Source organism: Cupriavidus mimosae, assembly GCF_023952485.1.
Lineage (GTDB): Bacteria > Pseudomonadota > Gammaproteobacteria > Burkholderiales > Burkholderiaceae > Cupriavidus > Cupriavidus taiwanensis_C.
On the sequence record NZ_JALHRY010000006.1, the window covers coordinates 353,442 to 379,161 of the forward strand.

Genomic DNA, 25,720 nt, shown 5'->3' on the forward strand with positions numbered 1-25,720 from the left:
CGCATGAAGATCCTGATCGTCACCGATGCCTGGGAACCGCAGGTCAATGGCGTGGTGCGCACGCTCAAGTCGACGCGCCGCGAACTGGAGGCGCTGGGCCACACGGTCGACATGATCACGCCGCTGGAATTCCGCACGGTGCCCTGCCCGACCTACCCCGAGATCCGGCTGTCGCTGCTGCCGGGCGCGCGCGTGCGGCGGCGCATCGAGGCCTTTGGCCCCGACGCCTTGCACATCGCCACCGAAGGACCGCTCGGGCTGGCGGCGCGCAGCCACGCGCTGCGCCACAAGCTGCCCTTCACCACCGCCTATCACACCCGCTTTCCGGAATATGTGCAGGCGCGCTTCGGCATTCCGCTGGCGTGGACCTATCGTTTCCTGGGCTGGTTCCACGGCCCCGCCCAGGCGGTAATGGCACCGACGCCGGCGGTGCTCGACGACCTGCGCCGCTACGGCATCGGCAACGCCGTGCTGTGGACGCGCGGCGTGGACCTCGACGTGTTCACGCCGCAGCGCGCCAATGTGCTCAACACCGCCCACCCGATCTTCCTGTACGTGGGCCGGGTGGCGGTGGAGAAGAACGTCGAGGCGTTCCTGGCGCTGGACCTGCCCGGCTCCAAATGGGTGGTCGGCGACGGCCCGGCGCTGCCGGCGCTGCGCGCGCGCTATCCCGGCGCCAACTACCTGGGCGTGCTGAACCAGCCCGAACTGGCGCGGGTGTATGCTTCCGCTGACGTGTTCGTGTTCCCCAGCCGCACCGACACCTTCGGGCTGGTGCTGCTGGAAGCTCTGGCCAGCGGCTTGCCGGTGGCCGCGTATCCGGTCACGGGCCCGATCGACGTGCTGGGCGACAGCCCCGCCGGCGTGATGCACGAAGACTTGCGCGAAGCCTGCCTGGAAGCGCTGCGCATCGACCGCGCCACGGCCCGGGCCCATGCCGAGCGCTTCTCGTGGCGCGCCGCGTCCGAGCAGTTCCTGGCCCACCTGCGGCCGTTCGCCGCCGCCCGGCCAGGCCGGGGCGGCGCAGCGGCCCAACCCGCCACAGCCCAGCCTTCCGCCCCGCAAACCCATGCCGAAACCGCATCCGGAACTGCCGTCCGACCCGCCAATGCAGAGGCCGCCGCCCGCCATGCAGAGCGCTGACTACTCCGTCGACCAGAATCCGCACAAAAGCAACCGGGGCCTGGCGCGCGCCTGGCATGCCGCCATCAATTCGCTGTCGGGGCTGCGCTATGCGGTGCTGGAGGAGAGCGCGTTCCGCCAGGAGCTGACCCTGGTGGTGTTGCTGACGCCGTGCGCCTTCCTGGTGCCGGTGACGGCGGTCGAGCGCATCCTGCTGCTGGGCACGCTGCTGGTGGTGCTGATTGTCGAACTGCTCAACTCCAGCGTCGAGGCCGCGGTCGACCGCATCTCGCTGGAGCGGCACAGCCTGTCCAAGCGCGCCAAGGACTTCGGCAGCGCCGCGGTGATGCTGGCGCTGGTGCTGTGCGGCGGCACCTGGATCACCATCGCCGGGCCGCATGTGGCGCGGTGGCTGCAGGCGCTGGCGGGCTGAGCCGGCCAGCGGCGGACCGAGGGGGGCGCAGGATGGGCACGGCAGGCCGATTGCTTATAATCGCTACCCTGCCCCGACTTACCGATCGCACCGATCGCCCGGACGCCCATGGAACCGAAACCGCAAACCGGCCCCCGCCGCACCAGGGACCGCATCCTCGACGTCTCGCTGCGCCTGTTCAACGAAGTCGGCGAGCCCAACGTCACCACCACCACGATCGCGGAAGCGATGGAGATCAGCCCCGGCAATCTCTACTACCACTTCCGCAACAAGGACGACATCATCAACTCGATCTTCGTGCGCTTCGAGCAGGAGATGGAGCGCCGCCTGAAGATGCCGGACGACCACAAGGCCACCCTCGACGAAAGCTGGGGCTACCTGCAGTACATGTCCGAGTTCCTGTGGAACTACCGCTTCCTGTACCGCGACATCAACGACCTGCTGGCGCGCAACCGGATGCTGGAAACCAACTTCAAGCGCATCGTCGAGCAGAAGCAGCGTTTTGCGCACGAGATCTGCCGCCAGTTCATCGAGGACGGCGAGATGGAAGCCACGCCCGAACAGGTCGAGGCCATCTGCACCAACATGGTGGTGGTGGCCACCTACTGGCTGTCGTTCCAGTTCGTGCAGCATCCGCGCCAGTACAACGACCCCGAGCAGATCCGCGGCTACCTGCACGGCTCGAGCTACCACATCTTCTCGATCCTGGCCCCGTATCTGCGCGGCCGGGCGCGGGAGGCATTCGACCAGCTGGCGCGCGACTACGCGGCAGCCAAGGCCGCCGCCAGCGCGGCAAAGGAAGCCAAGTGAAATCCGTCTGCGTGTATTGCGGGTCCAGCCCCGGCAACCGTCCCGAATATGCCGAGGGCGCGCGCCTGCTCGGCCGCACCCTGGCCGAAAGCGAACTGACGCTGGTGTACGGCGGCGGCAAGGTGGGCCTGATGGGCATCGTCGCCGATGCCGTGCTCGAACATGGCGGCAGAGCCGTCGGCATCATCCCCGAAGCGCTGATGCAGAAGGAAGTCGGCCATCGCGGCCTGACCGAGCTGCACGTGGTGCGCAACATGCACGAACGCAAGCAGATGATGGCCGACCGCGCCGACGCCTTTGTCGCCATGCCCGGCGGCGTGGGCACCTTCGAGGAACTGTTCGAGACCTTCACCTGGCTGCAGCTGGGCTACCACGCCAAGCCGGTGGGCCTGCTGAACCTGGCCGGGTTCTACGACGGCATGCTGGGCTTCCTGTCGCACGCGGTGCGCGAAGGCTTCCTGAAGCAGGTGCACGCCGACCTGCTGCACGTCGGCGACACGCCCGCGGGCCTGCTGGCGCAACTGGCCGCCGCGCCGCGCGTGCCCGTCGACAAGTGGCAGGAGGCGCGCGACAAGACCTGAGCGCGCCCCGTCGGCCGGGCCTCCCGGCCCGGCTCAGAACGATGAGCCCGGCTGCTGCAGGAACGCCTGTTCCTCGGCCGTGACGGGCCGGCCCAGTACCGCGTTGCGATGCGGGAAGCGGCCAAAGCGCGCGATGATCGCGCGATGCTTGTCGGCCCATTCCACCACGTCGACCGCGCCACCGCTGGCCTCGCGCAACTGCGTCATCAGTCGCACCGCCTCGTCCTGGTCTTCCAGCGCCTCCGAATGCTCGAACGGCATGTAGCAGAACATGCGGTGATAGTCGGTGGGCAGCGCGCGGTCCATGCCGGAGGCGACGATGCGCCGGGCCAGTGCCAGCGCCTGCGCATCGGTGCCGAAGCTGCGCGGATCGTTGCGGAACATGTTGCGTGGGAACTGGTCCAGCAGCACCACGCGCGCGCACGCGCCCTCGGGCGTGACCGACCAGTCGTCAGGCGCCCCGTCGCAGGCGACCTGCCAGTCGGACAGGAAGTTTGCGCGAATCTGCGCGTCGAACGCATCCGACTTGGTGAACCACTGCGGCCGCGCGGTATTCCAGGCGGCCGAGCCGGGGCGGTCGAACCAGAAATCCAGCACACGCAGGGCGTCTTCAGGCAGTTGGGCTGTCATCGGCAGGGGAAACCTCTCGGTGTAGAAACGGGAGCCTTGGCGCCCTAGCGCGCCACGTTGCGCATCCAGTCGGCAGTCTGGAAGAAGGCCTGCATCAGGCGCAGCTGCAGGTCTTCGGACAGGCCGATGTCCTGCATCGCCAGCGCCATGCAGCGCATCCACTGGTCGCGCTCGCTGACGCCGATCTCGAACGGCATATGCCGCGCGCGCAGGCGCGGATGGCCGAAGCGCTCGATAAAGTGGTTGGGGCCGCCCAGCCAGCCGCACAGGAACCAGAACAGCTTGTCGCGCGAGCCGTCGAGCGACGGCGGGTGCAGCGCGCGCAGCCCCGCGAACTGCGGCTCCAGGTCCATCAGGTCGTAGAAGCGGTCGACCAGTTCGCGCACGCGCGCCTCGCCGCCAACCAGTTCAAAGGCAGTGACCTCGGCATTGCCGGGCTTGTCGTCGGATTCAGTACTCATCACACACTCGGTCTGCGGCGGCGCCGGCACGCTGGCTCAGGCATCGCGCAAGGTCGCCAGCGCAGGCTGGCGCAGCACTTCACGCAGGCCCAGCCAGCCGCCGGCAAAAGCGCACAGCATGCCAGAAACCACGCCGACCGGCACGATCCACGCATTGAAGCGGTACGGGAAGTCGAACACGAACTGCGACAGCCCCCAGCCCACCGCGATCGCGCCGAGGCTGGCGAGCAGGCCGGCAAGCCCGCCCACCACCAGGAACTCGGCATATTGCGTCTGCCGCACCAGCGCCGCGGAAGCGCCCAGCGCCTTGAGCAGGCCCGCGTCGCGCATGCGCTCGTCGCGCGCGCCGGACAACGCGGCGTACAGCACCGTCACCCCGGCGGCCAGCGTGAACACGAACAGGAACTCCACCGCCGCGATCACCTGGTCCAGGATGTCCTGGATCTGGCGCAGGATCATGTCGGTGTTGACCACGGTGATGTTGGGAAAGGCGGCGATCAGCCGGTTGCCCAGCGCGGCGCTGGCGGGCGGCAGGTGGAACGAGGTGATATAGGTCTCGGGCATGCCCTGCATCGCCCGCGGCGGCAGGATCACGAAGAAGTTGACCCGCATCGAGCCCCAGTCCAGCTTGCGCAGCGAGGTCACGCGCGCCTGCACCGGCTGGCCGGCCACGTCGAAGCGCAGCGTGTCGCCCAGCCGGATCCCCAGCGTCTTGGCGATGCCCTCTTCCACCGACGCGCCCGCCTCGGCGCCGTCGGACCCATTCGACCAGCGTCCGGCGATGACGCGGTTGCCCTCCGGCAGCGCATCGGTATAGGACAGGTTGAACTCGCGCTCGACCAGGTTGCGCGCGCGCCCGTCTTCGAAGCTGTCGCCGCGGATGGTGCGCTCGCCGATATGGGTCAGGCGCCCGCGCACCATCGGGTAAAGCAGGTCGGTGATGCCGGCGCCGGCCAGCATCTGGCGCAGCGGCTCGCGCTGGTCCGGCTGGATATTGATGATGAAGCGGTTGGGCGCGTCGGCCGGCGTGGCGTTGCGCCAGGAATCGACCAGGTCGTTGCGGGTCATGCCGAGCAGCAGCAGCGCCATCAGCCCCACCGCCAGCGCCACGGTCTGCAGCACCGTGACCGCGCGGCGGCGCTCCAGCACCGCCAGCGCGAAGCGCCATCCCATCGCCGCGCGCCCGCGCAGGCGGCCCCGCAGCAGCCGCGACAGCAGCGTCAGCAGGCCCAGCGCCAGCACGCCGAACACCACGCCCGCGGCGACAAAGCCGCCGGCGGTGGTCAGCCCCAGCCGCAGGTCGCGCGCCGCCACCAGCAGCAGCGCGACAAAGGCGCCCAGTCCCAGCGCGTACGCCACCCAGGCCGACACCGGCGGCAGCCCGATATCGCGCCGCAGTACCCGCAGCGGCGCCACCCGCGTCAGCGCCAGCAGCGGCGGCAGCGCAAACCCGGCCAGCAGTACCAGGCCCGCCAGCACGCCCACCAGCGCCGGCAGCAGCGACGGCTGCGGCAGCGACACCTTGAGCAGCCCGCCCAGCGACAGCAGCAGCCCATAGTGCGCCAGGTAGCCGAGCAGCACGCCGGCCAGCGCGCCGGCCGCGCCGACCAGCAGGAATTCCAGTCCGAAGGCCCGCAGGATCTGCCCGCGCGACAGCCCCAGGCACTTGTAGACCGCGCAGGCATCGGTGTGGCGCTGCATATAGCGGCGCGCCGACATGGCGATCGCCACCGCCGCGATCATCGACGACAGCACCGCCACCAGCGACAGGAAGCGCTCGGCGCGGTCCAGCGTGGCGCGCATCTGGGGCTGGCCGGATTCCAGCGACTCGACCCGCGTGTTGCGCAGCTTGCGGCGTTCGATCTCGTCCTGGGCCCATTTCTGGAAGGCCGCGCCGGCGGCGTCGGGACCGGCCACCAGCAGCCGGTAGGTCACGCGGCTGCCCCAGCCGATCAGCCCGGTGCTGTCCAGGTCAGCCAGCGGCATCAGCACGCGCGGCGCGAAGTTCATGAAGCCAGTGCCGCGGTCGAGTTCCTGCGTGATGATGCGGTCGATGCGGAAGCTGCGGCTGCCCAGCTGCAACGTGTCGCCCACGGCAACCCCGAGAGCGCCCAGCAGCGCCTCGTCGACCCATACGGTGCCCGGCGCGGGAATGCCTTCGGCGGGCGCATCCGGCGCCCCCGCCGCACTGGCCACCTTGAGCTTGCCGCGCAGCGGGTAGCCGTCGGTCACTGCCTTGAGCGCGGCCAGCTGGCTGGGGGCGTCGCCGCCGGCCGGCGCCTTGCCGTTGGCGGTAGCCATGCTCGGGAAGGTGACGGTCTGGGCCACGGCCAGCCCCGCCGCTTGCGCACGCTGCGCGAAGGCGGCATCGAAGGGCTGGTCGGCGACCAGCAGCACGTCGGACGCGATCATCTGGCGCGCGTCGCGCTCCAGGCCCAGCCGCATGCGGTCGGCCATGAAGCCCACGCTGGTCAGCGCGGCCACGGCCAGCACCAGCGCAAACAGCAGCAGGTAGAGCTCGCCCGCCAGCCAGTCGCGCCGGGCCATGCGCAGCGCCTGGCGCCAGGCTGAAAATTTGCCGCCGGTGGCGGCGTGCAGTCCGGCGGGTTGGGCGGCAGTGGCCGGGACGTCGATGGCGGACTCGGAGGGCATCGGTTGGTTGGTTCTTGGTTGCTGGCGCCGGTGCGCCTCGGGTCAGTCGGGCAATGCAAAAAAGCTGGCAGGAACGGCCGCCCCGCTAGCGCGGCGCGTCATGCCGGGCTCCGCCGCGCAGGCTGGCATGAAGGCGGCGCACCCCGCGCCACAACTTCGGCAGCAGCCACACCGAGCCCAGCAGGAACACCGCCAGCAAGACCAGGAACAGCACCGGCACGAAGAAGGCCAGCAGCAGGCTGCCGGTGGCGGTGAGGTCCTCAGTGAATGAGGCCGTCCAGTTGGAAAACGGTTCCGGCGACACGTTGATCAGCGCGCGCGTGCCGGCCTTGACGGCATGCGCGGTGCCGGCCAGCGTGCCGCCGACCAGGCCCGCCGCCACCACCCATTGCGGATCCAGCTGGCCGAACGCGGCGGCGGCCAGGATCGCCCCCGCGGGAATGCGGATGAAGGTATGGATGCCGTCCCAGACGGTGTCGAAGGCCGGCACCTTGTCGGCGACGAACTCGGCCACGGCCAGCGCCGCGGCCACGCCGATCACCCACCAGGACTCCAGCGGCTGCAGCCCGGGCGGCAACTCCAGCCAGCCCAGCCGCGCCAGCACCCCGGCGGCCAGCACGGCCAGATACAGGCGAAATCCGCTGGCCCAGGACATGCCCGCGGCCAGCGCGGCGGTTTCCAGCATGGCGCTCCTTGCAAGGGTCCGGCGCGGGCCGGCGCAGAGACCGGCGCGCCCTGGCAGGCAGTGTAATACGGACCGGCCCGACCGGTCCGGGACCAGCCCGGCCTTGGCTCAGCTGCCTTCCTTGCCGTCCGGGCCGAACCACGGCAGCGCCTCCTGCGGGGTCAGGATGCCCGCCGGCTCGGCCATGGTATAGCCCGGCAGCGCCTCGATGCGCCGCGCAAAGGCCGGATCGGCCAGCAGGGCCAGCAGCGCGGCCATCCAGCCGGCGGTCTGGTCGTTCTTGCGCAGCGCCAGGTAATAGGCCTCGCGCGTGAGCGGCACGAACGCCAGCCCGTGGGCCTCGGCGTTCATGCGCAGCCCGAAACCGGCCTGGGCGCGGCCGCTGTGCACGGCTTCGGCCACTTTTTCATTGCTGAACTCGGTCTCGTCGTAGCCGTTGACCAGGTCGGGATACAGGCCCTCGGCGGCCAGCAGCTGGTCGAACAGCATGCGCGTGCCCGAACTGCGCTGCCGGTTGACGAAACGCGCCTGGCTGCGCGCCAGGCCGCGCAGGTCGTGCACCTCGCGCGCCAGCTCGGGCGCCAGGATCAGGCCCTGCTCGCGCCACGCCAGCCGCAGCAGCCGCACCGCGCCGGGCCGCAGCCACTTGCGCAAGGTCACGTGCGCCACCGAGCCCGCGGTCTGCACCGGCGACACATAGAACCCGGCCAGCTCCGACTGGCGCTCCTGCAGGCAGATCAACCCTTCCACGCTGCCGCAGAACACCGTGTCGAGCTGCAGCGGACTTCCTGCCGCGCCCAGCGCGGCGGCCAGCACTTCCACCGCAGGGTCATGGCTGCCGGTGAAATGCACGCACGTCTGCGGCTGCTGGGCCTCGTCGAGGTCGGCAATGAACTCCGCCATGGCGCGCTGCACTGCCGGCTCGATGGCGTCGCGCAGGCGCAGCTCGGCGCGCAGCAGGCGCTCGCCGAAGCGCGTCAGCGAGGCGCCGCGACCGCGCTCCATATCCAGCATGCTGCGGCCAAGCATCTCTTCCCACGACCGCATCACACCCCAGGCGTGGCGGTACGACAGGCCGATCTCGCTCGCGGCGCGGTGCAGCGATCCGGTTTCGCGCACCGCCTTGAGCAGCTGGAACACCTTGGCATTGGCGCGCGGATTGTCGTCCGGGGCGATCACCGGAAACAGGTCGAAGCGGAAGCTCATAGGTTCTCCGCTACATATTTACTTGTCGATCTGGGCTGGACCACAATGAATACCCCGTTTCTTATGTTGTTTTGCCGCATTCTCGCTGAGACTCGAAGGCAAAATCAATTATGTTCACAAAAACATAACATCGAGGAGATCGCCCATGTCCCGCCATAACCTCTTCTGGCGCCCCCTGGTCGCGCCGCTGCTCTGCGTCGGCCTGCTGTCGGCCGCGCATGCCGGCGAGCTGAAGCTTGCCACCACCACAAGCACCGAGAACTCAGGCCTGCTGAAGTACCTGCTGCCGCGTTTCGAGCACAAATCAGGCGTCACGGTAAAAGTCATCGCCGTCGGCTCGGGCAAGGCCATGAAGATGGGCGAGATGGGCGATGTCGACGTGCTGCTGGTGCACGCACGCAAGATGGAGGATGCCTTCGTCGCCGCCGGCTACGGCGTCAACCGGCGCGACGTCATGTACAACGATTTCATCGTGGTCGGCCCGGCCAGCGACCCGGCGGGGGTCAAGGGCGGCAAGGACGTGCTGGCCGGCTTCCGCAAGCTTGCCGCCAGCGGCAGCAAGTTCATCTCGCGCGGCGACAATTCCGGCACCGACGTGATGGAAAAGGACTACTGGAAGCAGCTCGGCATCGAGCCCAAGGGCCAGCCGTGGTACGTCAACGCCGGCCTGGGCATGGGCGAGGTGCTCACCATGGCGGCGCAGATGCCGGCCTATACGCTGTCGGACCGCGCCACCTATGGCGCCTACCGCGCCAAGACCGGCCTGGCGATCGCCATCGAGGGCGATGCGAAGATGTTCAACCCGTACGGGATCATCGCGGTCAACCCGGCCAGGCATCCGGGGACCAACTACAAGGATGCGATGAAGCTGGTGGAGTGGATCACGTCGAAGGAAGGACAGGACGCGATTGCGGGGTACAAGGTGGATGGGGAGCAGTTGTTCTTCCCGGACTACAAGGCCAAGTGACGTCCTATTGAGAGGGTCTCACCTGGCCCGCTGCGCCCAGCACCTGCTCGATAAACGCCGATTTAGCCACGCGGTAGTCGCTCATTGCCGCACCGTCGTAGCTGCGCTTCAGTGCGTTGTAATGGTCGACCAACCCCGGATCGGCCCGGAGGCAATCACGGAAGCGAACGAATACGTCGAGGGGCGCGCCGCGCGCCACCAGTTGGATGCCCACCGGTGGCCGTAGTTCGTCGTGCTTGAAGGCAGAAAACCCAGCCGTACGCACCGAGCCCAGGTTCCTTTCATATAGCGCGCCCAGCACCCGATCGGCCTCGGCAAACGTTTCCTCGCTCACCTGCACGCAGATGTCGAGGTCACCCTTGGTCAGGCAGCCGCTCACCGACGTGGCACCGACGTGCTCAATGACGGCGTCGGCGGGCAGGACCGCGGCAAGGCGTCGCCGGAGCGCCCGGAACAAGCGCTCCGCGGCGACGCCGCTCAGCTCGGAAGGGTCGAGCCGCAGCAGTTCAGCGCCGTCCTCGGACATCTGGCCGCCTCATCCTGCCTCCGCCTCCAGCCTAGGCAACTGCGGCAGATCCGCCGCCACCTCTGCAATCATCCGCCGGATCCACATCACATCCGGCGCCGCATGGCAGCGCTCGTGCCACAGCTGGTAGAAGCGCATGCGCGGGAACGACACCGGTGACGGCACCATGCGGATCGGCAGGTACTGCGCGTAGTGCGCGGCAAATTGCCGGCCGGTGGTGAAGACCATGTCGGTCTTCATCAGCACATAGGGAACCAGCCCGAAGTACGGCAGCGTGACCTGGATATTGCGCTTGTAGCCCTGCTCGGCGAGCGCCTGGTCGATCATGCTGCGCTGCATCGACGCGTATGGCGCCGGCGCCAGGTGCGGCATCTCCAGGTAGTGCTTGAGCGTCAGCCCCTTGCGCGCCAGCGGGTGCTGCGCGCCCAGCATGCAGACCACCTCGTCGTCGAACAGCGGCGAGATATGCAGGTGCTCCGGCGGCGACAGCCAGTTGCCGACCACGATATCCAGCTGTCCCTGCTCGAGGTCGTCGAGGAAGTCCGACGACGATGTCATCGGGTGCACGAACAGCTTGGCGCCGGGCGCCAGCCGGCGCACGCGCTCGACGATATTGGGCAGGAAGAAGGCGTCCAGGTAGTCGGGCGCGCCAAGGTGGAAGGTGCGCGTGGTGGTGGCCGGGTCGAACTGCTGCGGCGGCCGCGCGATGCGGTCCATCGCGGCCAGGCTCTGCTCGGCCAGCGCCAGCAGCTCGCGGCCGCGCTCGGTCGGCACCATGCCGTTTTTGCCCCGCACCAAAATGGCGTCGCCGGTGATCTCGCGCAGGCGCTTCAGGGTATTGCTGATGGCGGGCTGCGACTGGCCCAGGCGCACGGCGGTGCGGGTCACGCTCTGCTCGGTAAGCAGGGTGTGGAGCACCCGCAGCAAATAGGTATCGAGATGGTCGCGTCCGTGCATGGCGATGGCGGCCCTCCGGCGGGGGCCGGATTGGGTGGCGTGGGGGATGGGAACGGCGCATAGTGTATGACAGGCACCCCACAATTGGTCAAATCAGCATACCGCTCAGTGCGGCCGGGCACCGACGGGCGTGCCCGCTGATGGCGCATATCACCTGGGTCGAATATTGCATGAAACGTAGCGATGCTATGTTTCCGCCATCCCCAAGAGAGAGAAGACCATGGAGACGCAAACCATCCGCTTTTTCCACCGCGGCCAGGTCAAGGAAGTATCCGACGCCCCAATTACCCGCACCGTGCTGCAGTACCTGCGTGAAGACGCGCGCTGCACCGGCACCAAGGAAGGCTGCGCCGAAGGCGATTGCGGCGCCTGCACCGTCGTGGTCGGCGAGCTGCAGGACGGCGGCGACGTCGAGTTCAAGGCCGTCAACGCCTGCATCCAGTTCCTGCCCACGCTCGATGGCAAGGCCCTGATCACGGTCGAGGACCTGCGCCAGGCCGACGGCAACCTGCACCCGGTGCAGGAAGCCATGGTCGAATGCCACGGCTCGCAGTGCGGCTTCTGCACCCCCGGCTTCGTGATGTCGCTGTGGGCGCTGTACCAGCAGCACACGCCGGGCGCCGAGCCCCCCTCGCGCCAGGCCATCTGTGACGCGCTGACCGGCAACCTGTGCCGCTGCACCGGCTACCGCCCGATCATCGATGCCGGCGAACGCATGATGGCCCTGCCCGCCCCCACCGCTGACAAGCTCAACCCGCGCCAGATCGCCGACACGCTGCGCAACCTCAAGCGCGGCGAAACCTTCCGCTACCGCGCCCAGGGCCAGGAGTTCTTCGCCCCGCGCACCGCGGCCGAGTTCGGCGCGATCAAGGCGGCGCAACCCGATATCCGCATCCTGGCCGGCAGCACCGACGTGGGCCTGTGGGTCACCAAGCAGTTCCGCGAGCTGGGCAACCTGCTCTACGTGGGGCAGGTGGAAGACCTGAACCAGGTCGAGCAACGCGACGGCATGATCGAGATCGGCGCCGCGGTGACGCTGGAAAAGGCCTACTCGGCGCTGAACGCCGCACATCCCGAGCTGGAAGAACTGTGGAAGCGCTTCGCCTCGCTGCCGATCCGCAATGCCGGCACGCTGGGCGGCAATATCGCCAACGGCTCGCCCATCGGCGACTCGATGCCGGCGCTGATCGCGCTGGGCGCGGAAGTGGTGCTGCAGCACGGCGAGAAGCGCCGCACGCTGCCGCTTGAAGACCTGTACCTGGCGTACCAGAAGACGGCGATGCAGCCGGGCGAGTTCGTCGCCGCGCTGCGCGTGCCGGTGGCCGGCCCGCAGCACTTCCGCACCTACAAGCTGTCCAAACGCTTTGACGAGGATATTTCCGCCGTGTGCGCCGCATTCGGCATCACCGTGCAGGACGGCATCGTCACGCAGGCCCGCATTGCCTTCGGCGGCATGGCGGCGACGCCCAAGCGCGCCGCCGCCACCGAGGCGGTGCTGACCGGCCAGCCGTGGAACGAAGCCACCGCCCGCGCCGGCATGGCCGCGCTGGCACAGGACTACACGCCGCTGTCCGACATGCGCGCGACCGCGTCGTACCGCAGCCGCGGCGCCGCCAACCTGCTGTACCGGTTCTGGCTGGAAACCAACGCCGACGCGCTGCCCGCCGCAGCCGTCAATGTCCGCGCTCCCGGCGCCGGCATCAACGAAACCGCCACGGCCTGAGCCGGAGAACAAGGAACGAAATCGGCATGAACAAGCAAACCGAACCCTTCCTGCTCGACGCCGCCGCCGAACAGGTACCGCAGGTCGGCATCTCGCGTCCGCACGAATCCGCCCACCTGCACGTGGCCGGCACCGCCACCTACACCGACGACATCCCCGAGCTGGCCGGTACGCTGCATGCCGCGCTCGGCATGAGCACCCGCGCGCACGCGCGCATCAAGTCGGTCTCGCTCGACAAGGTGCGCGCCGCGCCGGGCGTGGTCGACGTGCTGACGGTGGACGACATCCCCGGCACCAATGATTGCGGCCCGATCATCCATGACGACCCGATCCTGGCGCGCGGCGTGGTGCAGTTCGTCGGCCAGCCGGTCTTTATCGTGGTGGCGACCTCGCATGACGCGGCCCGCCGCGCCGCCCGCCTCGGCGTGATCGACTATGAAGACCTGCCGCCGGTGCTGTCGCCGCAGGCCGCGCACGAGGCCGGCAGCTATGTGCTGCCGCCGATGCACTTGACACGCGGCGAACCGGCCGCGCGCATTGCCGGCGCGGCCCACCAGGACAGCGGCACGATCCACCTGGGCGGCCAGGAGCAGTTCTATCTCGAAGGCCAGATCTCGTACGCGGCCCCGCGCGAGAACGACAGCATGCAAGTGTGGTGCTCGACCCAGCACCCCACCGAAATGCAACACGCCGTGTGCCATATGCTGGGCTGGCAGGCGCACCAGGTGCTGGTGGAATGCCGCCGCATGGGCGGCGGCTTCGGCGGCAAGGAATCGCAGTCGGCGCTGTTCGCCTGCTGCGCCGCGCTGGCAGCCTGGAAGCTGATGTGCCCGGTCAAGCTGCGCCCGGACCGCGACGACGACATGATGATCACTGGCAAGCGCCATGACTTCGTGTTCGACTACAGCGTCGGCCACGACGACGAAGGCCATATCGAAGGCGTCAAGGTCGAGATGGTGTCGCGCGCCGGTTTTTCGGCCGACCTGTCGGGCCCGGTGATGACCCGTGCCATCTGCCACTTCGACAACGCCTACTGGCTGCCGAACGTGCAGATCGACGGCTACTGCGGCAAGACCAACACGCAGAGCAACACCGCCTTCCGCGGCTTCGGCGGCCCGCAGGGCGCGTTCGCGGTCGAGTACATCCTCGACAATATCGCCCGCACGGTCGGCAAGGATTCGCTCGACGTGCGCCGCGCCAACTTCTACGGCAAGACCGGCAACAACGTCACGCCCTACGGCCAGACCGTGGAAGACAACGTCATCCACGAGCTGATCGACGAACTGGTGGCCAGCAGCGAATACCGCGCCCGCCGCGAGGCCACGCGCGCGTTCAACGCCAGCAGCCCGGTGCTTAAGAAGGGCATCGCCATCACCCCCGTGAAGTTCGGCATCTCGTTCAACGTGGCCCACTTCAACCAGGCCGGCGCGCTGGTGCACGTCTACAACGACGGCTCGGTGCTGGTCAACCACGGCGGCACCGAAATGGGCCAGGGCCTGAACACCAAGGTGGCGATGGTGGTGGCGCACGAGCTCGGCATCCGCATGGAACGGGTGCGCGTGACCGCGACCGACACCAGCAAGGTGGCCAATACCTCGGCCACCGCGGCGTCGACCGGCGCCGACCTGAACGGCAAGGCCGCCCAGGACGCCGCGCGCCAGATCCGCGAGCGCCTGGCCGCGTTTGCCGCGCGCAAGGCTGGCGTGGAGCCGTCCGAGGTGCGCTTCAACGATGACCTGGTCAGTGCCGGCGAGCTGCGCCTGTCGTTCGGCGAGCTGGCGCGCGAAGCCTACGTGGCGCGCGTGCAGCTGTGGTCCGACGGCTTCTACACCACGCCCAAGCTGCACTGGGACCAGAAGTCGCTGCAGGGCCGTCCGTTCTACTACTTCGCCTACGGCGCCGCATGCTCCGAGGTGCTGGTGGACACGCTCACCGGCGAATGGAAGCTGCTGCGCGCCGACGCGCTGCACGACGCCGGCCGCTCGCTGAACCCGGCGATCGATATCGGCCAGGTCGAAGGCGCCTTCATCCAGGGCATGGGCTGGCTGACCACCGAGGAACTGTGGTGGAACAAGGACGGCAAGCTGATGACGCACGCCCCGTCCACCTACAAGATCCCGACGGTCAACGACTGCCCCGAGGAATTCAACGTGCGCCTGTTCCAGAACCGCAACGTCGAAGACAGCATCCACCGCTCCAAGGCCGTGGGCGAGCCGCCGCTGCTGCTGCCGTTCTCGGTGTTCTTCGCCATCCGCGACGCCGTGGCAGCGCTGGGCGACTACCGCATCAACCCGCCGCTGAAGGCCCCGGCCACCAGCGAAGCGATCCTCGATGCCGTCGATGCAGTGCGCGCGGCGGCGGCGCAACGGGCTGCGCAGGCAGCCTGAACGGTGGCAAGGAAGCGCGCGCCTGCGGAGGCCCCGGACTTTCCCCCCTCGACTGCGTTGACAGGCGAGGGGCCGGTGGCAGAAGCAGGCGCGCGCCACCTCTGACCCAAGCAATACCACGCATCACCAAAGGCCCCCACAATGCAGGACGCACCGCTCAAACCCTTCCGCTTCGCCGACGCCGCCCGCCTGGTGCGCACCGGCGTGCCGGTGGCGATGGTCACCATCGTCGAGGTCAAGGGCTCCGCGCCGCGCGAGGCCGGCATCCGCATGCTGGTCAGCGCCGACGACCTGGTCGGCACCATCGGCGGCGGCCACCTGGAATGGCGCGGCATGGACATCGCGCGCGAGATGCTGGTGCGCGGCGAGCCGCGCCGGATCGAGCGCATTCCGCTGGGCCCGGCGCTGGGGCAGTGCTGCGGCGGCGTGGTGCAGCTTGCCTTCGAAGTGCTGGGCCAGGCCGACCTGGCCTGGCTCGATGCGGTCGAGCGCAATTTCACCGCGCAGCGTGCGCTGCAGCGGCAGGTGCCGGCCCGCGGCGCGGTGACCTTTTGCGACAGCCGCGCGGTGCTCGCCGGCGTGGAGCTGCAAGCGGACGGCAGCTGGACCGACACGCTGGTGCCCGACACCATGCACGTGGTGCTGTTTGGCGCGGGCCATGTCGGCCATGCACTGGTCAAGGTACTGGCTACGCTGCCGTGCCGCGTGCACTGGGTCGACGAGCGCGACACGCTGTTCCCCGGCGGGCTGCCCGACAATGTCGAGGCCGAGGCCAGCGACACGCCCGAAGCGGTAGTGGCGCAGGCGCCCGCGGGCAGCTACTTCCTGGTCATGACGCACAGCCATGCGCTGGACCAGACCCTGTGCGAAGAAATCCTCAAGCGCACCGACTTTGCCTACTTCGGGCTGATCGGTTCCAAGACCAAGCGCGCGCGCTTTGAACACCGCATGGCCGAGCACGGCATCGACCCGGCCCGGTTTGCGGAAATGACATGCCCCATGGGGGTTCCCGGGATTACCGACAAAGCTCCGGCTATGATTGCGGTAGCCATCGTCGCCCAGCTGCTCCAGGTCCGCGAACAGCGCCTTGCCGCGCTGCGTGCGGGCCGCACGGAGGCGGTGCATCCCTGAACCCGTGCCGCCGGTGCTGCCGGCCGGCACAGAAAAGCCCAGAAACGAGGCCCCCATGACCATCGATGCCGCGCTCGCGGAACAGATCCGCCGCACCCCCAAGGCCGAACTGCATGTGCATATCGAAGGCACGCTTGAGCCGGAACTGATCTTCCGGCTGGCGCAGCGCAACCAGGTGGCTCTGCCCTACCCCAGCGTCGACGCGCTGCGCGCCGCCTATGCCTTTACCGACCTGCAGTCGTTCCTGGACATCTACTACGCCGGCGCCAGCGTGCTGCTGACCGAGGAAGATTTCTTCGACATGACCATGGACTACGTCAAGCGCGCCGTCGCCGACAACGTCCGCCACGCCGAGATCTTCTTCGATCCGCAGACCCATACCGCGCGCGGCGTGCCGATCGGCGTAGTGATCGACGGCATTGCCGATGCGCTGGCGCAGGCCCGCACCGAGTACGACTTCTCGAGCAGCCTGATCCTGTGCTTCCTGCGCCATCTGTCGGAGGAAGACGCATTCGCCACGCTGGAAGCGGCGCTGCCGTACCGCGACCGCTTCGTCGGCGTCGGGCTCGATTCGTCGGAAAAAGGCAACCCGCCGGAGAAATTCGCGCGCGTGTTCGCCCGGGCGCGCGAGCTCGGCCTGCACCTGGTGGCGCACGCGGGCGAGGAAGGTCCGGCGCAATACGTCGCCGATGCGCTCGACATCCTGAAGGCCGAGCGCATCGACCACGGCGTGCGCGCCATCGACGATGCCGCGCTGGTCGAACGCCTGGCGCGCGAGCGCGTGGCGCTCACGGTGTGCCCGCTGTCGAACGTCAAGCTCAAGGTCTATCCCGACCTGCGCGACCACCCGCTCAAGCGCATGCTGGATGCGGGCGTGGCCATCACCCTGCATTCGGACGACCCGGCCTACTTCGGCGGCTATATGAATGCGAACTGGGAAGCCACCTTCGACGCGCTGCCGCTGGACGCGGCCGACGCGCACAAGCTGGCCCGCAACAGTTTTGAAGCGGCCTTCCTGCCTGCCATGCAGAAGGCCGAGTTCCTGGCGGAAGTCGACCACTTCTGGTCCGCTCCACCCAAGTCCCCGCCCGCGACGGCCCCCGCGGCCTGAGCACGGCGCATGCCAATAGCCCGGCCTGCTGCTTGCACCATGCGGTGCCGCGCGGGCCGGCCACGAGAGACAAACCATGACGACCCACCCCACCACTGACTCCCGTACCCGCGCCATCCGCGGTCGCGTGCTGCATTTCCTGCGCGACCCGCAATTCCATGAGGACGCGTATCAGTATTGGGACGACGGGGTGCTGATCGTCACCGACGGGCGCATCGCCGCCGCCGGCGACTACGCCCAGCTGGCCGCGCGCATCCCGGCCGGCGCCGAGGTCATCGACCACCGCGGCAAGCTGATCGTGCCCGGCTTTATCGACACCCACGTGCACTACCCGCAGACCGACATGATCGCGTCGCCGTCGCCGGGGCTGCTACACTGGCTCGACACCTACACCTTCCCGGAAGAGCGCCGCTTCGCCGATCCCGACTACGCGCGCGGCGTGGCCGGCTTCTTTACCGAGGAACTGCTGCGCAACGGCACCACCAGCGCGGTGGTCTGGAGCACGGTGCACAAGGCCTCGGCCGACGCCCTCTTTGCCGAGAGCGAGGCGCGCAACCTGCGCATGGTCACCGGCAAGGTGATGATGGACCGCAACTGCCCCGAGTTCCTGCGCGACACCGCCGAAAGCGGCGCCCGGGATTCCGCCGACCTGCTGTCGCGCTGGCATAACAAGGGACGGCTGTCGTACGCGATCACGCCGCGCTTCGCGCCGACCTCGACCGAGGCGCAGCTGGCCGCCTGCGGCGAACTCGCGCGCGCCTATCCGGACGCGTTTATCCAGACCCACGTGGCGGAGAACCGTGATGAGGTCAAGTGGGTGGCCGAGCTGTTCCCGGACGCGCGCAGCTACCTGGACGTCTACGACCGCTATGGCCTGCTGCGTCCCGGCGCAATGTACGGCCACGCCATCTACCTGGACCAGGACGACCGCCGCCGGCTGGCCGACAGCGGCGCCGCGGTGGCGCACTGCCCGACTTCCAACCTGTTCCTGGGCAGCGGCTTCTATGACTTCCACCAGTCCGATGCCAACCGCCTGAACGTGACGCTGGCCACCGACGTCGGCGGCGGCACCTCGTTCTCGATGTTCCGCACCATGAACGCCGCGCACAAGGTGGCGCGCATGGGCGGCTACTACCTGACCGCGCTGCGCATGTTCTACCTGGCCACCCGCGCCGCGGCCGAGGCGCTGGGCTGGACCGGCCGCGTCGGCAGCTTCAGCGAAGGCTGCGAGGCCGACTTCATCGTGCTCGACCCCAAGGCCACGCCGCTGATCGCTCGCCGCAGCAACCGCTCGGAAACGCTGGAAGAAGAACTGTTCGCCTTTGCCATGCTGGGCGACGACCGCGTGATCGACAGCGTCTACGTGATGGGCGAGGCCGCCAACATCCCGGCAGCCTGATCCGCCACACGGCAGCATCCCGTTGCCCGCCGCGCCCGCGGCGGGCCCGCCCTTTACCGCTTCCGCCGTCCCACCGGCTTGACGACCGTCAAGACTGCCCTCGACAAAGCCTTCTAACCTTGCGGTTTCGCCGCGGCCACTCTGCCTTGCCGCGCACAGATACCCATCGACCGCAATAAGAAGGTTCTGCATGACCGCATATCAATCCGCCCAATCCGTCGAGCCCGCCCCCGGGCACGCCCAGGCGCGTGCCGGCGCACGCGCCCATGCGCCGCACCAGGCTCCGCTTCCTGAACCGATCGCGCCGGACGCGCCGCTGCCGTCGCGCAAGATCATCCGCGGCTGGCTGATCCCGCTGGGCCAGCGCAGCACGCCGCGCGCGCTGATGCTGTTCGGTTTCGATTACCTGCTGTTCGGCACCGTGCTGGCCGGCGTGGTGCTGGCGCCGCACTGGGCCGCCAAGCTCGCGCTGGGCGTGCTGGCCGGGCTGGTGATCGCGCGCCTGTTTATCATCGGCCACGATGCCTGCCACCAGAGCCTGACCCCGCGCCGCGGCCTGAACAAGTGGCTGGGCCGGCTGACCTTCCTGCCATCGCTGACGCCGTACAGCCTGTGGGAAGTCGGCCATAACGTGGTCCATCACGGCTACACCAACCTGAAGGGCTTCGACTTCGTCTGGGCGCCGTATTCGCTGGAAGAATTCAACGCGCTGCCGCGCTGGCGCCGCGCGATGGAGCGCATCTACCGCACCGGCTTCGGCCCGGGGCTGTATTACCTGGTCGAGATCTGGTGGTGCAAGCTGTTCTTCCCCAGCAAGCGCCAGATGGCCACGCGCCGTTCGATCTTCACCGGCGACTGCGTGCTGGTGGCGGCGTTCGGGCTGGCCTGGATCGGCGCGCTGGTCGGCCTGGCGCTGGCCACGCAGCAGTCCGTCTGGATGCTGATCGGCGCCGGCTTCGTGCTGCCCTTCCTGGTGTGGAACGTCACCGTCGGCTTCGTGCTGTATGTGCACCATACCCACACCAGCGTGGCCTGGTACGACACCAAGACCATGTGGGCCCGGGCCCAGCCGTTCGTCTCGACCACCGTGCACTTGCGCTTCCGCCATGGCATCGGCGCGGCGCTGCACCACATCATGGAACACACCGCGCACCACGTCGACATGAGCGTGCCGCTGTACCGCCTCAAGCGCGCGCAGGCGCTGCTGGAGCACGCGCTGCCGGGCCGCATCATCATCGAGAACTTCTCCTGGCGCTGGTATTTCGACACCGCGCGCCGCTGCAAGCTCTATGACTTCAAGGCGCTGTGCTGGACCGATTTCCGCGGCCGCCAGACCAGCGAGAACGCGCCGGTACCGGCCTGAGCGCCCTGCCGGCCGCCAGCGGCGGTGGACGAGCCACCGCCGCCGCGGTTATAATCGCTGCTTCCATTGGGGAGTAGCCGCCCTGCTCTCACCGCGCCGCGCAATGCGGACTTCGGCAGACAGGGGCGTACGTCAACAGACTTGACCGCTTGCGGTTATGGCGTGCGCAGCTCCGGACCCGCCTGGCCAGAATGGCACAGGCAGCGTCCATGCCTGGCGAGACCGATGACCATCCCTTTCTGGCCGGGCCGGGAAAGGGTTGCGTCATTGGCATCTCGCGATGCATTGCGGCCCGGTTACCCCACAAGACCAATATGGAAGCCTTCCTCGTCTCCACAGGCATCGTCGCCCTTGCAGAAATGGGCGACAAGACGCAATTGCTGTCGCTGGTGCTGGCCGCACGTTACCGCAAGCCGGCGCCCATCATCCTCGGCATCCTGATCGCCACGCTGTTCAACCACGGCTTCGCCGGCGCGCTCGGCGGCTGGATCACCCACGTGGTCGGCGAAAGCCTGCTGCGCTGGATCCTCGGCCTGGGCTTTATCGCGATGGCCGCGTGGATGCTGATCCCCGACAAGCTGGACGACGCCGAGCAGGCCAAGCCGGTCAAGGGCTTCATCGGCATCCTCGGCACCACCCTCGTTGCCTTCTTCTTTGCCGAGATGGGCGACAAGACCCAGATCGCCACGGTAGCGCTGGCGGCGCGCTTCAGCGATGCGGTGCTGGCGGTGGTCATGGGGACGACCTTCGGCATGATGGTCGCCAATGCGCCGGCTGTGTTGCTGGGGGACAGGTTTGCCAACAAGATGCCGATCGGGCTGGTGCACAAGATTGCGGCCGGGATCTTCCTGGTGCTGGGGGTGCTGGCGCTGCTGAATATTGGCGGATAAAACACCAGGCAAAAAAAAAACGGGGCACAAGGCCCCGTCCAAACCCTCGCCGGTCCGGTACAACCAGTCGCCAACCGCTCAACCCTCCGGACCGTCGATCACCGATGCTCGGATTTCTCGGGCCGGCTCTGCAAGAGCCAGCCCCACCACTTCTCAGTTCAGAAACACGTTAATTCGTAGTCTTGGCACCGCCTTCGAACCACTGCCCCAGCAGTGCGCGTTCGTCGTCGGTGATCTGCGTCACGTTGCCCAGCGGCATCGCCTTCTGCTGCACCGCCTGCTGGTAGATCAGCTGGGCGTGAGCCTTGATGTCCTCGGGCGTCTCGAGCTTGATGCCCTTGGCCGCGGTCGGCATCATCTTCGGCTGCTCGGCGTGGCACTGCACGCAGCGCGCGTTCATCACTTCCTGCACCTTGGCGAAGCTGACCGCCGTGGCGGCCTCGCCATCGGCCTTGGCCACGGCCGGGCGCGGCTGCGGCGCGATCATCACGGCGACAACCCCCAGCGCGGCGACGCCGGCGGCAGGCCACAGCACGTTGATCTTGCCCTTGTGCTTCAGGATGAAGAACTGGCGGATCAGCACGCCCGACAGCATGATCAGGATCAGCACCACCCAGTTGTACTTGTGGGCGTAGGTCATGCTGTAGTGGTTCGACAGCATTGCGAACAGCACCGGCAGCGTGAAGTAGGTGTTGTGCACGCTGCGCTGCTTGCCACGCTTGCCGTGGATCGGGTCCACCGGCTGGCCGGCCTTCAGTGCGGCAACCACCTTGCGCTGGCCCGGGATGATCCATGCCAGCACGTTCGCGCTCATGATCGTCGCCACCATCGCGCCGGTCAGCAGGAACGCCGCGCGGCCCGAGAAGATATGGCACGCAACGTAGGCGGCGGCGGCGATGTAGATCGCCACCAGGATGCCGACCAGCCGGTCGTTCTTGTTGAACAGGCGGCAGATGCTGTCATAGACGATCCAGCCGATCAGCAGGTACGACACCGCGAAGCCGACCGCCGCGCCGGGCGACATGTCGAACACGTTCTTGTCGATCAGGAACGTGCTGGCGTTGAACAGGTACAGCACCACCAGCAGCGCAAAGCCGCTCATCCAGGTCGAATACGACTCCCAGTAGAACCAGTGCAGGTTCTCCGGCAGCGACTTGGGCGCGGTCAGGTACTTCTGCGGGTTGTAGAAGCCGCCGCCGTGCACCGCCCACAGCTCGCCGTCGACGCCCTTTTCCTTCAGGTCCGGCGCGGTGGGCTTGGTCAGGCTGTTGTCCAGCCACACGAAATAGAACGAAGAGCCGATCCATGCGATGGCGGTGATGACGTGCACCCACCGCAGCAGCATATTGGCCCAGTCGACGATATAGCCTTCCATGTCTTGTCTCCTGTTTCCCTATGCCACCGCGTCAGCTGCCGCGGTAGGTCGAGTACGACCAGGGCGAAACCAGGAGGGGCACGTGATAGTGCGCGTTGACATCGGCAATGCCGAAGCGCAGCGGCACCACGTCCAGGAAGGCCGGCTCGGGCAGCTTCACGCCCTGGGCGCGGAAATAGTCGCCGGCGGCGAATTCCAGCTCGTAGACGCCCGCGGCGAGGTCGGCCCCCTCCAGCAGCGGCTGGTCGCAGCGGCCGTCGTGGTTGGTGACCACGGTCTTGAGGGTTTCGCGACGATTGTCGACAATTTTATGGAGAGTAATTGACATGCCCTGCCCGGGCGTGCCCGCAGCGGTGTCGAGAACATGGGTGGTCAAGCGTCCCATCGTATTTGTCCTTTTGCGATTGGGTTGTGAGGGGCGCCGCTGCCTTCACTAGCACCATGTGTGGGATGGTGCCCGCTCGGTACGTCTGGTAACGCATCCCGGCGCTGGGTTGGTGCGTGGCGACAATGCGCCTGCACTTCCCCGTTGGCAATTCAGGGATTTCCCTGAGTTGTCGAAAACCTGAGTTGGTTTTGTTGACAATATTGAGGCCGTAACCAAATAATTGTCAACAATTTTTGGATCACCGTACCCTGATACGCAGGATTTACGGTGTCCTGCCTGACCTGCTGGTGCCACGATGTCCAAGAGCCTGAAGCTGATTGCCGCCAACGCCGAATCCAAGGCCGAATCCGAGCTCGGCGCGCCGACCGAGATCCCGGCCAAGCCCGCCAAGCCCGCGCGCAAGGGCTCGGTCGAGGAGCGCATGTACCACGAGATCTACGACGCGATCATGGAGCACCGGCTGCCGCCGCGCACCAAGCTCACCGAGCATTCGCTTTGCGAGATCTATGCCACCGCGCGCCACACCGTGCGCAAGGTGCTGTCGCACCTGGCGGCGGACGGCATGGTCGACCTCGAGCCCAACCGCGGCGCCTTTATCGCCAGCCCGTCGACCGACGAGGCGCACGACATGTTCGAGCTGCGCCAGATGCTGGAGCGCGCGGTGCTGGAAAAGCTGGCCGCCATGCCTGACGTCAAGGCCGTGATCGCGCCGCTGCGGCAGATGGTGGCCAATGAGCGCCAGGCCTTCCTGACGCACGACCGTCCCAAGTGGATCCGCCTGTCCGCCGAATTCCACACCGCGCTGGCGGAACTGTCGGGCAATGCGCTGCTGGTCAACATGATGCGCCGCCTGGTGTCGCGCACCACTCTGATGATTGCCAGCGTGGAAGCGCCGGGCAACAACGCCTGCTCGTTCGACGAGCACGAAGAAATCCTCGACGCCCTCGAACAGGGCAATGCCGCACTGGCCCAGTCGCGCATGGCGCACCACCTTGGCGCCTGCGCCGACCGCGTGCAGCCGGACGAACCGGGCAGCTTCGATCTTCGCAGCGTGCTGGGCCGCTCCACCTAGCACGGTGTTCCCGTCACGCCCCCGCAAGAAGAAGGCAGCAGGCCCGTCGTCAGTACCGCGCCCAGGCAGTGCAAACGAGAGCGCGGCGACGACGGGCCCATAACAACACCGACCAAACTGCCGGCACGGACGTGGCGTTCCCATCAAACCAAAGGAGAGGAGACGCACCAATGAATTCCGCAAGCACCACGGTCCCGACGGACCTCACCAACGAGCGTTTGCCTTCCGGGCGCCTGCTCGCGCTCGGGTTGCAGCACGTTCTGGTGATGTACGCCGGCACGGTTGCCGTGCCACTGATCGTGGGTGGCGCGCTCAAGCTGCCCAAGGACCAGCTGGCGTTCCTTATCAACGCCGACCTGTTCGCCGCCGGCCTGGCCACGCTGATCCAGGCGATCGGCTTCTGGAAGTTCGGCATCCGCCTGCCGGTGATGATGGGTGTGACCTTTGCCTCGGTGGCGCCGATGATCGCCATCGGCACCGATCCCAATGTCGGCCTGCTCGGCATCTATGGCGCGGTGATTGCGTCAGGGATCTTCGGCATCCTGATCGCGCCGCTGATGGGACGCATGCTGGGATTGTTCCCGCCGGTGGTGACCGGCACCGTGATCACGCTGATCGGCGTGTCGCTGATGCGCGTGGCCATCAACTGGTCGGCCGGTGGCCAGCCCACCACGCGCGCCGTCATCGACGGCGTCGTCAAGGAAGTGCCAAACCTGGCCTATGGCGACCTGGCCAACCTTGGCATCGCCGGCCTGACGCTGATCACCATCCTGCTGCTGACTAAGTACGGCCGCGGCCTGGTCGCCAACTGCGCGGTGCTGCTCGGCATCATCATCGGCACGCTGGTGGCGATGGGCCTGGGCAAGGTGTCGTTCGACGGCCTGGATGAAGCCAGCTTCGTCGCGGTCATCACGCCGCTGCATTTCGGCATGCCGACCTTCGAAGTGACCGCGATCCTGTCGATGTGCATCGTCATGCTGATCACGCTGGTGGAGTCGACCGGCATGTTCCTGGCGCTGTCGGACATCACCGGCAAGAAGCTGAGCAACGAGGACCTGACCCGCGGCCTGCGCGCCGACGGCCTGGGCACGGTGATCGGCGGCATCTTCAACACCTTCCCCTACACCTCGTTCTCGCAAAACGTGGGCCTGGTGACGGTGACTGGCGTGCGCTCGCGCTACGTCGCGGCGGCCGGCGGCATCATCCTGATCGCCTTCGGCCTGTTTCCCAAGATGGCCCACGTGGTGGCCTCGGTGCCGCAGTTCGTGCTGGGCGGCGCCGGCATCGTGATGTTCGGCATGGTCGCCGCCACCGGCATCCGCATCCTGGGTTCGTGCGATTTCAACCGCAACCGCCACAACCTGTTCATCGTCGCCATCTCGATCGGCTTCGGCATGATCCCGACGCTGGCGCCGACGTTCTTCCAGTATCTGCCCAAGTGGACCGACCCGTTCACGCACAGCGGCATCGTGCTCGGCACCATCGTGGCGGTGGCGCTGAACCTGTTCTACAACGGCATCCAGTCGCGCGAAGAGGCCATGCGCAACGCCGCGGCCAACTCGCACGGCACCGAGTAATCGAAGTACCGGCAACGCAGGGCCGGCCCCGCAAGGGTCCGGTTCCCGGATGCAGACCGGCACCGCCGCCGGCGCGACTGGCATGCTCATTGCGTGACGATCGGCGCCTGCAGCGGGACGGCGGTGCCGGGTGGTTTCCTGAAGCAAGCAACGACACATGACAAACGATAACTATCCACGCGATCTCATCGGTTACGGCGCCCGCCCGCCGCACGCCCGCTGGCCGGGCGGCGCGCGCGTGGCGCTGCAGTTCGTCCTCAACTACGAAGAAGGT

General features: G+C 67.7%; 23 protein-coding genes, 1 pseudogene and 1 riboswitch. Of the genes and pseudogenes, 15 read left to right on the forward strand and 9 right to left on the reverse strand.

Features of this window, described 5'->3' with window-relative positions; translation table 11 throughout:
• Window positions 1-3 precede the first annotated feature (3 nt).
• The 4 genes from MKD50_RS14280 (at window position 4) to MKD50_RS14295 (ending at window position 2,946) form a co-directional block, all read left to right on the forward strand.
• The gene (locus tag MKD50_RS14280) at window positions 4-1,143 is read left to right on the forward strand and encodes a glycosyltransferase family 4 protein (RefSeq protein ID WP_252667386.1); all 1,140 of its coding nucleotides are present in this window, start codon (window positions 4-6) and stop codon (window positions 1,141-1,143) included.
• Window positions 1,070-1,555 carry a diacylglycerol kinase gene (locus tag MKD50_RS14285; protein ID WP_115706395.1) on the forward strand — a complete coding sequence of 162 codons (486 nt, stop codon included), beginning with the start codon at window positions 1,070-1,072 and terminating at the stop codon, window positions 1,553-1,555. Before MKD50_RS14280 ends, MKD50_RS14285 begins: the two co-directional genes overlap by 74 nt.
• A 108-nt stretch (window positions 1,556-1,663) precedes the next feature.
• The gene (locus MKD50_RS14290; RefSeq protein WP_252667387.1) at window positions 1,664-2,365 is read left to right on the forward strand and encodes a TetR/AcrR family transcriptional regulator; all 702 of its coding nucleotides are present in this window, start codon (window positions 1,664-1,666) and stop codon (window positions 2,363-2,365) included.
• A complete protein-coding gene (locus tag MKD50_RS14295) occupies window positions 2,362-2,946 on the forward strand; it encodes an LOG family protein (RefSeq protein WP_252667388.1) in 585 nt (194 codons plus the stop codon). The genes MKD50_RS14290 and MKD50_RS14295 overlap by 4 nt, the downstream gene beginning before the upstream one ends.
• Before the next feature lie 33 nt (window positions 2,947-2,979).
• Here the strand turns inward: MKD50_RS14295 and MKD50_RS14300 are convergent, their stop codons facing one another.
• The 5 genes from MKD50_RS14300 to MKD50_RS14320 form a co-directional block, all read right to left on the reverse strand.
• Window positions 2,980-3,576: a DUF924 family protein gene (locus MKD50_RS14300; protein ID WP_115706392.1), complete on the reverse strand. Its 597-nt coding sequence runs from the start codon at window positions 3,574-3,576 to the stop codon at window positions 2,980-2,982.
• A gap of 44 nt (window positions 3,577-3,620) precedes the next feature.
• Window positions 3,621-4,037: a group II truncated hemoglobin gene (locus tag MKD50_RS14305; protein ID WP_115679806.1), complete on the reverse strand. Its 417-nt coding sequence runs from the start codon at window positions 4,035-4,037 to the stop codon at window positions 3,621-3,623.
• A gap of 36 nt (window positions 4,038-4,073) precedes the next feature.
• Complete coding sequence (locus tag MKD50_RS14310; RefSeq protein ID WP_252667389.1) at window positions 4,074-6,689, reverse strand: ABC transporter permease; 2,616 nt, start codon at window positions 6,687-6,689, stop codon at window positions 4,074-4,076.
• Window positions 6,690-6,774: 85 nt separating this feature from the next.
• Window positions 6,775-7,374, reverse strand: coding sequence for a DUF4126 domain-containing protein (locus MKD50_RS14315; protein ID WP_240073941.1), 600 nt, complete (start codon window positions 7,372-7,374; stop codon window positions 6,775-6,777).
• A gap of 108 nt (window positions 7,375-7,482) precedes the next feature.
• Window positions 7,483-8,580, reverse strand: a complete 1,098-nt coding sequence (locus MKD50_RS14320) for a substrate-binding domain-containing protein (protein WP_252667390.1) — start codon at window positions 8,578-8,580, stop codon at window positions 7,483-7,485.
• A gap of 145 nt (window positions 8,581-8,725) precedes the next feature.
• Here MKD50_RS14320 and MKD50_RS14325 point away from each other — a divergent pair, with 145 nt between their 5' ends.
• Window positions 8,726-9,547, forward strand: a complete 822-nt coding sequence (locus MKD50_RS14325) for an ABC transporter substrate-binding protein (protein ID WP_252667391.1) — start codon at window positions 8,726-8,728, stop codon at window positions 9,545-9,547.
• Between the two features lie 4 nt (window positions 9,548-9,551).
• Here MKD50_RS14325 and MKD50_RS14330 read toward each other — a convergent pair whose 3' ends face one another.
• The gene (locus MKD50_RS14330) at window positions 9,552-10,073 is read right to left on the reverse strand and encodes a GrpB family protein (RefSeq protein WP_252667392.1); all 522 of its coding nucleotides are present in this window, start codon (window positions 10,071-10,073) and stop codon (window positions 9,552-9,554) included.
• 9 nt (window positions 10,074-10,082) lie between these two features.
• On the reverse strand, window positions 10,083-11,030 hold the full coding sequence (locus MKD50_RS14335; protein WP_010809162.1) for a LysR substrate-binding domain-containing protein: 948 nt from the start codon (window positions 11,028-11,030) through the stop codon (window positions 10,083-10,085).
• A gap of 220 nt (window positions 11,031-11,250) precedes the next feature.
• Between MKD50_RS14335 and xdhA the strand changes: the two genes are divergently transcribed.
• The 7 genes from xdhA to MKD50_RS14370 all read left to right on the forward strand — a co-directional run bounded on the left by xdhA (window position 11,251) and on the right by MKD50_RS14370 (window position 21,034).
• The gene (gene xdhA / locus MKD50_RS14340) at window positions 11,251-12,753 is read left to right on the forward strand and encodes a xanthine dehydrogenase small subunit (protein WP_252667393.1); all 1,503 of its coding nucleotides are present in this window, start codon (window positions 11,251-11,253) and stop codon (window positions 12,751-12,753) included.
• A 26-nt stretch (window positions 12,754-12,779) separates the two neighbouring features.
• On the forward strand, window positions 12,780-15,140 hold the full coding sequence (gene xdhB, locus MKD50_RS14345; RefSeq protein WP_252667394.1) for a xanthine dehydrogenase molybdopterin binding subunit: 2,361 nt from the start codon (window positions 12,780-12,782) through the stop codon (window positions 15,138-15,140).
• A 141-nt stretch (window positions 15,141-15,281) separates the two neighbouring features.
• Complete coding sequence (gene xdhC, locus MKD50_RS14350) at window positions 15,282-16,271, forward strand: xanthine dehydrogenase accessory protein XdhC (protein ID WP_252667395.1); 990 nt, start codon at window positions 15,282-15,284, stop codon at window positions 16,269-16,271.
• 55 nt (window positions 16,272-16,326) lie between these two features.
• Complete coding sequence (locus MKD50_RS14355) at window positions 16,327-17,382, forward strand: adenosine deaminase (protein ID WP_012352296.1); 1,056 nt, start codon at window positions 16,327-16,329, stop codon at window positions 17,380-17,382.
• Between the two features lie 76 nt (window positions 17,383-17,458).
• On the forward strand, window positions 17,459-18,781 hold the full coding sequence (gene guaD / locus MKD50_RS14360) for a guanine deaminase (protein WP_115706381.1): 1,323 nt from the start codon (window positions 17,459-17,461) through the stop codon (window positions 18,779-18,781).
• A gap of 190 nt (window positions 18,782-18,971) precedes the next feature.
• Window positions 18,972-20,144 (forward strand): fatty acid desaturase, encoded by a 1,173-nt coding sequence (locus MKD50_RS14365; protein WP_252667396.1) that lies wholly within the window; start codon window positions 18,972-18,974, stop codon window positions 20,142-20,144.
• Window positions 20,145-20,200: 56 nt separating this feature from the next.
• Window positions 20,201-20,431, forward strand: a riboswitch (yybP-ykoY riboswitch).
• Between the two features lie 27 nt (window positions 20,432-20,458).
• Window positions 20,459-21,034 (forward strand): TMEM165/GDT1 family protein, encoded by a 576-nt coding sequence (locus tag MKD50_RS14370; protein ID WP_115706379.1) that lies wholly within the window; start codon window positions 20,459-20,461, stop codon window positions 21,032-21,034.
• A 169-nt stretch (window positions 21,035-21,203) separates the two neighbouring features.
• Here MKD50_RS14370 and MKD50_RS14375 read toward each other — a convergent pair whose 3' ends face one another.
• Both MKD50_RS14375 and uraH read right to left on the reverse strand, forming a co-directional pair.
• Window positions 21,204-22,409 (reverse strand): urate hydroxylase PuuD, encoded by a 1,206-nt coding sequence (locus MKD50_RS14375; protein ID WP_252667397.1) that lies wholly within the window; start codon window positions 22,407-22,409, stop codon window positions 21,204-21,206.
• Window positions 22,410-22,440: 31 nt separating this feature from the next.
• Complete coding sequence (gene uraH / locus MKD50_RS14380) at window positions 22,441-22,794, reverse strand: hydroxyisourate hydrolase (RefSeq protein ID WP_012352291.1); 354 nt, start codon at window positions 22,792-22,794, stop codon at window positions 22,441-22,443.
• A 298-nt stretch (window positions 22,795-23,092) separates the two neighbouring features.
• Here uraH and MKD50_RS14385 point away from each other — a divergent pair, with 298 nt between their 5' ends.
• From MKD50_RS14385 to MKD50_RS14395, 3 genes and pseudogenes are all read left to right on the forward strand, one after another.
• Window positions 23,093-23,869: a GntR family transcriptional regulator gene (locus MKD50_RS14385; protein WP_115706377.1), complete on the forward strand. Its 777-nt coding sequence runs from the start codon at window positions 23,093-23,095 to the stop codon at window positions 23,867-23,869.
• A gap of 170 nt (window positions 23,870-24,039) precedes the next feature.
• On the forward strand, window positions 24,040-25,446 hold the full coding sequence (locus MKD50_RS14390) for a nucleobase:cation symporter-2 family protein (RefSeq protein ID WP_115706376.1): 1,407 nt from the start codon (window positions 24,040-24,042) through the stop codon (window positions 25,444-25,446).
• A gap of 157 nt (window positions 25,447-25,603) precedes the next feature.
• Window positions 25,604-25,720, forward strand: a pseudogene (locus tag MKD50_RS14395) (allantoinase); the annotation flags it as partial.

Excerpts from the sequence above, each read along its gene's own strand:
- MKD50_RS14280 (WP_252667386.1), top strand. The coding sequence starts at position 4 with ATGAAGATCCTGATCGTCACCGATGCCTGGGAACCGCAGGTCAATGGC.
- MKD50_RS14285 (WP_115706395.1), top strand. The coding sequence starts at position 1,070 with ATGCCGAAACCGCATCCGGAACTGCCGTCCGACCCGCCAATGCAGAGG.
- MKD50_RS14290 (WP_252667387.1), top strand. The coding sequence starts at position 1,664 with ATGGAACCGAAACCGCAAACCGGCCCCCGCCGCACCAGGGACCGCATC.
- MKD50_RS14300 (WP_115706392.1), bottom strand. The coding sequence starts at position 3,576 with ATGACAGCCCAACTGCCTGAAGACGCCCTGCGTGTGCTGGATTTCTGG.
- MKD50_RS14305 (WP_115679806.1), bottom strand. The coding sequence starts at position 4,037 with ATGAGTACTGAATCCGACGACAAGCCCGGCAATGCCGAGGTCACTGCC.
- MKD50_RS14310 (WP_252667389.1), bottom strand. The coding sequence starts at position 6,689 with ATGCCCTCCGAGTCCGCCATCGACGTCCCGGCCACTGCCGCCCAACCC.
- MKD50_RS14315 (WP_240073941.1), bottom strand. The coding sequence starts at position 7,374 with ATGCTGGAAACCGCCGCGCTGGCCGCGGGCATGTCCTGGGCCAGCGGA.
- MKD50_RS14320 (WP_252667390.1), bottom strand. The coding sequence starts at position 8,580 with ATGAGCTTCCGCTTCGACCTGTTTCCGGTGATCGCCCCGGACGACAAT.
- MKD50_RS14325 (WP_252667391.1), top strand. The coding sequence starts at position 8,726 with ATGTCCCGCCATAACCTCTTCTGGCGCCCCCTGGTCGCGCCGCTGCTC.
- MKD50_RS14330 (WP_252667392.1), bottom strand. The coding sequence starts at position 10,073 with ATGTCCGAGGACGGCGCTGAACTGCTGCGGCTCGACCCTTCCGAGCTG.
- MKD50_RS14335 (WP_010809162.1), bottom strand. The coding sequence starts at position 11,030 with ATGCACGGACGCGACCATCTCGATACCTATTTGCTGCGGGTGCTCCAC.
- xdhA (WP_252667393.1), top strand. The coding sequence starts at position 11,251 with ATGGAGACGCAAACCATCCGCTTTTTCCACCGCGGCCAGGTCAAGGAA.
- xdhB (WP_252667394.1), top strand. The coding sequence starts at position 12,780 with ATGAACAAGCAAACCGAACCCTTCCTGCTCGACGCCGCCGCCGAACAG.
- xdhC (WP_252667395.1), top strand. The coding sequence starts at position 15,282 with ATGCAGGACGCACCGCTCAAACCCTTCCGCTTCGCCGACGCCGCCCGC.
- MKD50_RS14355 (WP_012352296.1), top strand. The coding sequence starts at position 16,327 with ATGACCATCGATGCCGCGCTCGCGGAACAGATCCGCCGCACCCCCAAG.
- guaD (WP_115706381.1), top strand. The coding sequence starts at position 17,459 with ATGACGACCCACCCCACCACTGACTCCCGTACCCGCGCCATCCGCGGT.
- MKD50_RS14365 (WP_252667396.1), top strand. The coding sequence starts at position 18,972 with ATGACCGCATATCAATCCGCCCAATCCGTCGAGCCCGCCCCCGGGCAC.
- MKD50_RS14370 (WP_115706379.1), top strand. The coding sequence starts at position 20,459 with ATGGAAGCCTTCCTCGTCTCCACAGGCATCGTCGCCCTTGCAGAAATG.
- MKD50_RS14375 (WP_252667397.1), bottom strand. The coding sequence starts at position 22,409 with ATGGAAGGCTATATCGTCGACTGGGCCAATATGCTGCTGCGGTGGGTG.
- uraH (WP_012352291.1), bottom strand. The coding sequence starts at position 22,794 with ATGGGACGCTTGACCACCCATGTTCTCGACACCGCTGCGGGCACGCCC.
- MKD50_RS14385 (WP_115706377.1), top strand. The coding sequence starts at position 23,093 with ATGTCCAAGAGCCTGAAGCTGATTGCCGCCAACGCCGAATCCAAGGCC.
- MKD50_RS14390 (WP_115706376.1), top strand. The coding sequence starts at position 24,040 with ATGAATTCCGCAAGCACCACGGTCCCGACGGACCTCACCAACGAGCGT.